The organism is Terrabacter sp. 2RAF25 (assembly GCF_052115265.1).
In the GTDB taxonomy this organism is placed as follows: Bacteria; Actinomycetota; Actinomycetes; order Actinomycetales; family Dermatophilaceae; genus Terrabacter.
The window spans coordinates 115,409-125,043 of the sequence record NZ_JBFRGJ010000009.1; the positions used below are offsets into that span (position 1 = coordinate 115,409).

Below are 9,635 nucleotides of genomic sequence, written 5' to 3' on the forward strand. Positions count from 1 at the left end.
TCCTCGAAGACGTGCGAGCCTGTCCGCATGGTGGTTCCCCAGCCCGTGCTCGAGGCGGCCGTCGACGCGCGACGCGTCGTGGTCGTGACCGGCGCGGGCATGTCGGCCGAGAGCGGGGTGCCGACGTTCCGAGACGCGCAGACCGGGCTGTGGGAGCAGTACGCCGCCGAGGACCTCGCGACCCCGGAGGCCTGGGAGCGCGACCCGGCCTTCGTGTGGGCCTGGTACCTCTCGCGCTTCGGCGCGGTCGCGCACGTGCAGCCCAACGCGGGCCACCTCGCCCTCGCGCGCTGGGCCGGCACGGCAGCCGACGGCGCCCGATCTGCATCCGTCCGGGTCGTGACCCAGAACATCGATGACCTGCACGAGCGGGCCGGCAGCCACGACGTCGTGCACCTCCACGGGTCGCTCACGAGCTTTCGCTGCGAACGGTGCGAGACGGCATACGCCGGTTCGGTCGACGTGCCCGAGCAGCCGGTCGAGCGTGTCGACCCACCGACCTGTCCCCGCTGCGGCGGGCTGGTGCGGCCCGGCGTCGTCTGGTTCGGCGAGCTGCTGCCGCTCGAGGTGTGGGAGCAGGCCGTCGCGCTCGTGGAGGACGCCGACCTGGTGCTCGTGGTGGGCACCTCCGGGATCGTCCACCCGGCCGCCGGGCTGCCCGTCCTCGCCCGCGGCGCCGGCGCCGTCGTCGTCGAGGTCAACCCGCTCGAGACCGACGTGTCCGACGTCGCCCACGTGGTGTGGCGCGAGACGGCCGCGCTCGCCCTGCCTGCGCTCGTCGCGGAGGTGGAGGCGCGTCGAGGGCAGGACTAGGCATCACAACGAGGCGAACAGCTCCTCGAGGCAGGCTCCGAACATCTCGGTGTGGGCGTCGACGTCCGCGGCAGTCGTGGCCGGGCTCATCAGCGCCATGTTGTGGAACGGCGTGAGCAGGATGCCGCGGTTGAGGGCGTAGAGGTGGAGGTACTGCTGCAGCTCGAAGTCGTCGGCGTCGTGGGCCTCCTGCCCATCGCGTGACGGGCGTCCGGAGAAGTTGTACTCGGCCCGGGCGCCGAGCCGGGTGACGTGCCAGTCGGCACCGACCGCGTCGATGCCGGCCTGGACTCCGTCGGCCCAGGCGTCGGCCAGCGGCACCATCTGCTCGAAGGCCGCCGGCGTCATGACGTGCTCGAGCGTCGCCTTCATGGCGGCCATCGAGAGGCCGTTGCCGGCGAGGGTGCCGCCGATGCCGCCCACGTCGATCTCCTCGAGCTCGACGGAGGCCGCGATGCGGTCGGCGATCTCGCGGCTGAATCCGAAGGTGCCGCACGGGATGCCGCCCCCGATCGACTTGCCGATGACGAGCAGGTCGGGCTGCAGTCCGTGGGAACGCGTGTAGCCACCGGGCCCCGCGCAGATGGTGTGGGTCTCGTCGTTGACGAGCAGCGCGCCGTAGCGGGTGGCGAGCTCGCGCACCCCTTCGTTGTAGCCCGGGTCGGGCAGCACGATGCCGATGTTGGTCAGCGCCGGCTCGACGAGGACCGCGGCCACGTCACCATGGGCGAGAGCCTGCTCGAGCGCGTCGAGGTCGTTGAACTCGACGACGCGCGTGGTCTCGGAGGTCGGCACGGGCGCCCCGATGTTGCCGGGTCGGTCCGTCGTCGAGCCGTCGGGGCCGAGCGTGGCGAAGGCCTCGTCGACCGACCCGTGGTAGCACCAGTTGTGCACGACCACCTTGCTCCGACCGGTGAGGTGGCGGGCGTAGCGGATCGCGTGCCGGTTGGCGTCCGTGGCGGTCAGGGTGAACTGCCAGTACGGCAGGCCGAACCGCTCGGCCAGCCCGGTCGAGACCGCGATGGCGTCCTCGGTGGGCAGCATCGTGGTGATGCCGCGCCCGAGCTGGCGGGTCACCGCGTCGACAGTGGGTGCGGGGGAGTGGCCCATCATCGCGCCGGTGTCGCCGAGGCAGAGGTCGACGTGGTCGATCCCGTCGACACACGTGAAGTGCGCTCCGGCGGCCTCGGCGACGAAGACGGGGAAGTCTCCCGGCCACTTGACCATCCAGCTCATGGGCACGCCGCCGGGCATGTGCGCGGCTGCCTGCTCGGCCAGGGCGCGCGACCGCGGCCGGGCCTCCACGAAGGCCTGGCGCTCGCGCGCGTGCAGCTCGGCGAGGCGGGCGCGGTCCACGGTGCTCATGTGCGCATCCTGCCCGCGCCGGGGCTCCGACGGAAGGCTCGAGGCCGGCGAAGTCACCTGCGGAATCCGTAGGTGTTGGAAGGGGATTCAAGTGAATATCCACAGGGTCCGAGGCCTTGCGGACGCTCCACGAGATGGCATGATCCCGCCATGCCTCCCGCCGTGCCGCCGCCCTCCAGGACCACGAGCGGCTACCGGGGACTCAGCCTCTGGCACGACACCATCGACGACATCGAGCCGCGCCCGTCGCTCGGAGCCGACACCGAGGTCGACGTCGCGATCGTGGGGGCCGGCTACACCGGGCTCTGGACGGCATACCACCTCGTCTCGGCCGACCCGACGATTCGCGTCGCCGTCATCGAGAAGGAGGTCGCCGGGTTCGGCGCCTCCGGGCGCAACGGCGGCTGGTGCTCCGCCCTCTTCCCGACCTCCCTCAAGCGGATGGCGGCCGAGCGGGGCCGGGACGCCGCGGTGCGGATGCAGCACCGCCTCCACGACACGGTGGCCGAGATCGGGCAGATCACCGCGTCCGAGGGCATCGACTGCCACTTCGAGCAGGGCGGCTACCTCTCTGTCGCCCGCAACCCCGCGCAGCTCGAGCGGATCCGCGAGGAGGCCGCCGACCACCGGGCGTGGGGCTTCGGCGAGGAGGACCACCGGCTTCTCGATCCGCACGAGGTGACCGCCATCGCGTCGGTGTCCGACGCGCTCGGCGGCTCCTTCACGCCGCACTGTGCGGCGCTCCACCCGGCCCGGCTGGTCCGCGGGCTCGCCGACGCGGTCGAGCGTCGCGGGGTCACGATCTACGAGCGCACCACCGCCGTCGACATCCGCGGCCACCGGGTCGTCACGCCCCACGGCACGGTGCGCGCCGAGCACGTCGTCCTCGCCACCGAGGGCTACACCCCGACCGTCGCGGGCCGGCGCCGCGCCATCGCGCCCATCTACTCCCTCATGACCGCCACCGAGCGGCTGTCCGACGACGTGTGGGCGCAGATCGGTTTGGAGGGTCGCACCACGTTCGCCGACAACCGGCACCTGACGATCTACGGCCAGCGCACCCGCGACGGGCGCATCGCCTTCGGCGGCCGGGGCGCGCCGTACCACTACGCCTCCAAGGTCTCGCCCCTCTACGAGCGCGACGAGCGCGTCCACGCGAGCCTGCGACGGATCCTCGTCGAGCTCTTCCCGGTGCTCGACGGCGTCACCTTCACCCACTCGTGGGGCGGCAACCTCGGCGTGCCCCGTGACTGGTTCCCGTCGGTGCGCCACGACCGCCACACCGGCCTCGCGTTCGCCGGCGGCTACGTCGGCGACGGCGTCGCCACGTCCGCCCTCGCCGGGCGCACCCTCGCCGCGATGATCAGCGGAGACGACCCCGAGGGCCTCGCGACGCTCCCGTGGGCCGGCCGCACGTCGCGCGACTGGGAGCCCGAGCCGCTGCGCTGGATCGGGGTCAACGCCGTGACGGCGCTCATGACGTCGGCCGACTGGTCGGAGCGGCGCACCGGCCGGCCCTCCCGTGCGGCCTCGGCCTTCTGGACGGCGATCGGCCAGTAGCCGCTGTGCGGCCTGCGAGCGTCAGCGGCCGTATGCCGTGAAGGCGCCGTCCACGAGGACCGGCACCACCTGCGACGCGTCGAGCTCGCCCGCCACGGCGACGTCGTCGGGCCAGCCCTGCTCGACGAGCTCGCGACCGCTCGCGCAACCCGTCAGCGCCTCGTCGAGGCGGCCCTCGACGGCAAGCCAGGCGGTGCCGGCAGCCTCGGCCTCGGGACTCAGCAGCAGGGGGCCGGCCCGGTGCTCGAGCCTTCCCGCAAGGGCGGCGACGACGGCGCCGGCGCCCCAGAGGTCCTCGACGGCAGGCCGCAGCGAGCCGTCCGCCCAACGCTCACCGGCCGGCACCACGACGACGGCCGGAGGCCTCGCCGACCCCACCGTGGAGTCCAGGAGGTCGACGAGCCAGCCGGCGACCGCCGCGCCGTTGCGCAGCGACGCAGCGACGACCTGAGCACCCGCGTCGGCGAGGCGGGCAGCGATCGTCGAGCCGTTGGGCGAGGGGAGCACGAGGTCGCGCATCGGGCCGGCCGCCCGGATCGACGAGGGCGACAGGCTCACCCCGCCCTCCTCGCGTGACCGGGACCGCGGAACCGCCAGGGTCGCACCGCGTTCGTCCGCGAACGCGCGTGCATCCCCGTCCGAGTCGTCCTCCCACCGGTAGGGATGTACGCGCGTGCCCGCGTCGGCGGCGACCGACACGCACGTCGTGAAGCTCAGCACGTCGACGACGACGGCGCACACGGGTGACCCCGCGGCGACGGCATACGTGGTCAGCGCCTCCGCGGCTGTGGGACCCCAGTCGAGCCGGACGACGTGCTGGTCCTGCGAGTGCCACGGGTGCATGACCCCAACCTAGAGGCGTCTCAGGCCCCGAACGCCTGCGTCCAGTAGGTGCCGTAGCTGCCGCCTGTCGCGACGCCGACGCCGATGGCCAGGTAGGCGCAGTCGAGGATGTTCGCCCGGTGACCTGCGCTGGCCATCCAGGCCTGCATGACGGCGTCGGCGCTGCGCTGGCCCGCGGCGATGTTCTCGGCGAGCGCACCCCCGACCCAGCCCTCGGACCGGATGCGCTGCGCGAAGCCACGGCCGTCGGGGCTCGTGTGGGAGAAGTACGCGTGGGCGGCCATGTCGTCGCTGTGGCGCTGGGCCGCGCGGGTCAGCGCCGGGTCCGGTGCGACGGGCCCGCACCCGGCCCGGGCGCGCTCGACGTTGACGAGCGCGACCACCTTCGAGGCCAGGTCGCCGCGAGGCGTGGTGGACGGGGTGCGGCTCGGCGGTATCGACGGTGTCGCCGGTGTCGACGGCGTCGACGCTGACGGCGTGGTCGGCGGGGCCGTCGACGGAGTGGTCGACGGAGTGGTCGGCGGTGCCGGCTCGTTCATCTCGCTGATCGTGCTCGTGGGCGCGGGAGTGGGCCGGACGGCGTTCCCGAGGCGCACGTCGCCCGCCGATCGGAGGATCGCGACGCCGGCCAGCACCAACAGCGCGGAGGCCGTCAGCGTGAGGACCATGGCACGACGTGACGCGGGATCCGCGGGGTCGGTGTGCCTTCCCATGAGCGCCTTTCGTCGACCGGCCAGCGGTACCTTACGCGTCCGGAGGGCGTGGGGGCGTCCTGGCGGACGGGCGGGTCTGGTGCTCGGTCCTGGAGTCAGGCGCCTCAGGCGGCTCAGGCGCCGCAGACGCCGCCGCACCCGCCGGCGCCGCAGCCGCCCGCGCAGCCACCGCCGGCGGCGACCGGCTCGGGCACCTCGTGCCGGTGCTCCCACGCCGTCTCGAGCGCCTGGGTGAAGACCTCGACGGGCTGTGCACCGGACACGCCGTACTTGCGGTCGAGCACGAAGAAGGGCACCGACTCGATGCCGAGCATCTTGGCGGTGGCCTCGTCGCTGCGCACGTGGTTGCCGTAGTCGTCGGAGTCGAGCATGTCGCGCACGGCGCCGGCGTCGAGCCCGATGTCGGTGGCGAGGCGCACGAGGGTGTCGCGGTCACCGACGGCGAGACCGTCGGTGAAGTAGGCGCGCATGAGGCGCTCATGGGCCGCATCGGCCAGACCGTGCTCTGCCGCGAGGTGCACGACGCGGTGCGCGTCGAAGGTGTTGCCGTAGCGGGCCTGCTCCCAGTTGAACGCGAGACCGAGCTCGGTGGCGGCCGCAGCCATCGACCGGTGCTGGGCGACGGCCTGCTCGCGGGTGGTGCCGTACTTCGCGGCGACGAGGTCGACGAGCGGAACGTCCGCCACGGGCTCGGCGCCGCGGTCCAGTTCGAAGCTGTGCCACTGCACCTCGAGCTCGTCGGCGTGCTCGAACTGCGCGATGGCGGCCTCGAGGCGCCGCTTGCCCAGGTAGCAGAACGGGCACACGATGTCGGACCAGATGTCGATCTTCACGGACGTGAAACCTACCCGGGCACCCCGGTGTTCCCCGCATCGCGCGTGATGCGGCGCACGATGGCCGACGCCGCCTCCTCGTCCCGGGTCTCGGGCAGCCAGTGGCCGGCGTCGAGCTCGATGAACTCGTAGTCACCCGTCACGTGCTCGCTGGTCAGCTCGGCAGCGGTGCGCCCCAGGAAGGGGTCACGCCTGCCCCACACGTACGTCGTCGGCACCTCGACGCGGTGCGCTCGCACCTGCGAGTGGCGTGCTGCCCGGTACCAGTTGATCGGCCCGGTGAGCGCGTCGGGTCGAGCCAGCCGGGCGGCATACCTGCTGGAGTCGTCGCCGGGCAGCCCGGAGCGCGACATCAGGGACTCGAAGCGGGCGGACACCGCCCGCTCGGGGAGCCGGGGCACCTGGAAGGCGGCCATGTACCAGCTCTTCCGCTTCTGCTCCAGGCCCCGGCGCCAGGCCCGGCTCATCGCGGCGGGGTGCGGCGTCGACAGCACCGTGAGGGAGGCGATGCGGTCCGGGTGGTTCGCGGCGACCAGCCAGGCGAGCGCGCCGCCCCAGTCGTGGCCGACGAGGTGCACCCGCTCCCGCCCTGACGCGTCGACGAGCGCCAGCACGTCGGCGACGAGCTCGTCGAGGCGGTAGGCCCGCAGATCGGTCGGCCTCGCGGACGGGGAGTAGCCGCGCTGGTCCGGTGCGAGCGTGCGCAGCCCGGCGGCGTTTAGCCGGTCGGCGACGCGGTCCCAGCTCGAGCGGTCGGTCGGGAAGCCGTGCAGCAGCACCACGACTTCGCCCGCGAGGGGACCGGCATCGGTGACGTCGAACGTGAGACCGTCGCGGCTGAACGACGTGGTCCGCTGGTCGGGATGGCGCATGCCTCCATCCTGCCGGGTGGAGGGCCGGGGGACGGTCGGAGGACGGCCCGCGGTCGGGGTGTTCCCGTAGGGGGCAATCCGGAGGCGGGCGCCCCACGCGCCCACCTACTGTTGAGTCATGTCCCAGGGGTTCGGTCCGCGCGCACCCGGGCGCGCCGGCCGCCCGTGGTGGCACCTGTCGCGCACCGGTCTCTTCTTCGGCGCCGCCTACTTCCTCACGTCGATGTCGCCGAGCCTGCTCCCGCGCACCTGGTACTACCAGGGCCTGATCAGCGGTCTCTGCGCCGTCGTCGGCTACGCCCTCGGGGTCACCGTCGCGTGGGTCGTGCGCACCGTCGCGAGGCTCGTCGACCTGCGCGTCATGGTGAGCGGAGAGGCGCGGCACTGGCTGCTCGTCGCCGCCCCCGTCTTCGGCGGCGTCGCCGTGCTCGGCCTCACCGTCGCCAACGTGCGCGCCCAGGCCCGCACGGCTGCGGTGGTCGGGCTGGCGCCGCTCGACCCCGTCGACTGGGCGCTCGCGCTGGCGCTCGCCGCCGCCATCTCCGTCGTGTTCCTCGCCATCGCGCGGGGACTGCGCAGCGCCACGCACCACCTCGCCGAGGCGGCCGGGCACGTGCTGCCGCGGGCACTCGCCAGCGTCATCGCCGTCATCGTGGTCGCCCTCGCGACAGCCTGGGTGACCGACAGCGTGCTCCTTCATCGTGGCATGCAGGCTTTCGCGGGCATTGCGGCACAGGTGAACTCGAGTTCGCCGAGCGGTCGCTCGGCGCCGAAGTCGCCGCTGCTCTCGGGCGGCGCCGGGTCCCTCGAGCGCTACGACACGCTCGGCTACCAGGGCCAGATGTTCGTCACGAGTGCGCCGACGGCCGCCGAGATCTCGCGGGCGACCGGGCGGGGGGCCATCGACCCGATCCGCGTCTACGCAGGGCGCACCAGCGACCGCACCGTGTCCGACGTCGCCGACGCCGTGGTGGCCGAGCTGAGACGCACCAACGCCTTTCACCGTCGGGTGCTGGCGGTGTTCACGACGACCGGCACGGGCTGGGTCGACGACTGGTCCGCGCAGTCGGTCGAGTACCTCGCCGACGGCGACAGCGCGATCGCCGCGATGCAGTACTCCTACCTGCCCAGCGCCATGTCGATCATGACCGACCGCGACACGCCACGCGAGGCGGGCAAGGCGCTCTTCGACAAGGTGTACGCCGTCTGGAAGACGCTTCCGGAGAAGGAACGCCCCCAGCTCGTCGTGGGTGGCGAGTCTCTGGGCGCCTACGGTGGGCAGGCCGCCTTCGCCGACGCCGACGACATGCTGGCCCGCGCCCAGGGTGGCGTCTGGGTCGGCACGCCGAGCTTCACCCACATCGCGGAGTCGCTGACGGCGCGCCGGAACGAGGGGTCGCCCGAGATCGTGCCGGTCGTCGACGACGGTCGGCACATCCGGTTCGCCGCGAGCGGCGACCAGCTGACCCACGACTACTACGGCCGCGACTACGGCACGTGGGACTTCCCGCGCTTCGTCTACGCCCAGCACCCGTCCGACCCCGTCGTCTGGTGGAACCCGGCGCTGCTCGGCGCCGAGCCGGACTGGCTGCGCGAGCCGCGCGGGCGCGACGTCAACCCCGACGTCACCTGGATCCCGTTCGTCACCTTCTGGCAGCTGACCACCGACATGGCCGTCGGGCACGACCCACCCGACGGCTACGGCCACCGCTACGGCGCCGAGCTCGTGCCGGCGTGGGGGTCGGTGCTCGGCGGGTCGCCGACCGACGACTACTCGAAGATCGTCGAGGGCATCGACGAGACGGTGAACCGGGTCGAATGAGCGTCCACCGTTTCCACGGCCGCATCGCCGGCGTCGGCTCGACCTCCGGGGTGCGGGTCGTCGTCGGGGCGTGGGACCGCACACCGCTCGGGTCGTTCGCCGACGCGATGGTCGAGACGGCCGCCGGTCACCGTCTGCTGCTCGCACCGAGGGCCGAGGTGGCGGCGTTCATCACGGCGACCTACGCGTTCGACGAGGTGCGCCTCGAGGCGTTCGAGGTGACGCGAACGCCCTCGTCGTGGCAGGTCCGCTCACCGTCGCTGACCCTCGACCTGACGGTCGGCGGACGTATGCCGCTGGGCCGGCTGCTCCGGGTCGTGCCCGGTCGCGTCGCAGCGAGCACGGCATGGGCGACGATGGTCGACCCGATGGCGCGAGTTGCTCTGCGGGGCGTGCGAACTCGCGGCACCGCACTCGAGGGGCGGCGGGAGTTCTACGGTGCGACCGACCTGCACCGGGTGCTCGCCGTGGACGGCAGCCTCGAGGGCGAGCCGCTGGGCGCGCTGGCGCCTGTCGACCCGCCGTGCCGGTTCGGCTTCTCGTCCACCCCGCGCACGCCGTCCGTCACGACGGTCGTCACGACGGTGGTCACGCGCCGCGAGTCGAGTGCTCACTTTCCCGCGTAGGGAAGTGGGCACTCGACGGTTGGGGTGGGCCCAGCGTCCGTCGAGTGCTCTCAGTGTGAGTCTGGTGGGGCCGCCCGGTTTGGGTGGAGGCTCGGTTCTGAGCGTCTGGTGACTCATCGAGTGCTTGCCGCCTGTGCGGGCTGGCCTGGAATTGAAGTGTCCAGGGCGTTCGGGACCGGGTCGGCCGG

The 9,635-nt window shown here is 73.0% G+C and carries 9 protein-coding genes; 4 read left to right on the forward strand and 5 right to left on the reverse strand.

The annotated features are described in order from the left end of the window. Window positions 1-27: 27 nt before the first annotated feature. Window positions 28-813, forward strand: a complete 786-nt coding sequence (locus AB4091_RS20050) for an SIR2 family NAD-dependent protein deacylase (RefSeq protein WP_442294312.1) — start codon at window positions 28-30, stop codon at window positions 811-813. A 3-nt stretch (window positions 814-816) separates the two neighbouring features. Here AB4091_RS20050 and AB4091_RS20055 read toward each other — a convergent pair whose 3' ends face one another. Then, window positions 817-2,178: an aspartate aminotransferase family protein gene (locus AB4091_RS20055; RefSeq protein WP_442294314.1), complete on the reverse strand. Its 1,362-nt coding sequence runs from the start codon at window positions 2,176-2,178 to the stop codon at window positions 817-819. A 150-nt stretch (window positions 2,179-2,328) separates the two neighbouring features. Between AB4091_RS20055 and AB4091_RS20060 the strand changes: the two genes are divergently transcribed. Further along, a complete protein-coding gene (locus tag AB4091_RS20060; protein WP_442294316.1) occupies window positions 2,329-3,738 on the forward strand; it encodes an NAD(P)/FAD-dependent oxidoreductase in 1,410 nt (469 codons plus the stop codon). 21 nt (window positions 3,739-3,759) lie between these two features. On the opposite strand, the gene AB4091_RS20065 is transcribed toward AB4091_RS20060, so the two are convergent. The 4 genes from AB4091_RS20065 to AB4091_RS20080 form a co-directional block, all read right to left on the reverse strand. Next, entirely contained in the window at window positions 3,760-4,581 is an 822-nt protein-coding gene (locus tag AB4091_RS20065; RefSeq protein ID WP_442294318.1) for a 2-phosphosulfolactate phosphatase, read from the reverse strand. A 20-nt stretch (window positions 4,582-4,601) separates the two neighbouring features. Next, window positions 4,602-5,249 carry a CAP domain-containing protein gene (locus AB4091_RS20070; RefSeq protein WP_442294320.1) on the reverse strand — a complete coding sequence of 216 codons (648 nt, stop codon included), beginning with the start codon at window positions 5,247-5,249 and terminating at the stop codon, window positions 4,602-4,604. Window positions 5,250-5,407: 158 nt separating this feature from the next. Continuing rightward, window positions 5,408-6,127: a DsbA family oxidoreductase gene (locus tag AB4091_RS20075; protein WP_442294322.1), complete on the reverse strand. Its 720-nt coding sequence runs from the start codon at window positions 6,125-6,127 to the stop codon at window positions 5,408-5,410. A gap of 11 nt (window positions 6,128-6,138) precedes the next feature. Next, window positions 6,139-6,999, reverse strand: coding sequence for an alpha/beta fold hydrolase (locus tag AB4091_RS20080; protein WP_442294324.1), 861 nt, complete (start codon window positions 6,997-6,999; stop codon window positions 6,139-6,141). A 118-nt stretch (window positions 7,000-7,117) separates the two neighbouring features. Between AB4091_RS20080 and AB4091_RS20085 the strand changes: the two genes are divergently transcribed. Both AB4091_RS20085 and AB4091_RS20090 read left to right on the forward strand, forming a co-directional pair. Continuing rightward, window positions 7,118-8,821: an alpha/beta hydrolase gene (locus tag AB4091_RS20085; RefSeq protein ID WP_442294326.1), complete on the forward strand. Its 1,704-nt coding sequence runs from the start codon at window positions 7,118-7,120 to the stop codon at window positions 8,819-8,821. Then, window positions 8,818-9,447, forward strand: a complete 630-nt coding sequence (locus AB4091_RS20090; protein ID WP_442294328.1) for a hypothetical protein — start codon at window positions 8,818-8,820, stop codon at window positions 9,445-9,447. Before AB4091_RS20085 ends, AB4091_RS20090 begins: the two co-directional genes overlap by 4 nt. Window positions 9,448-9,635 lie beyond the last annotated feature (188 nt).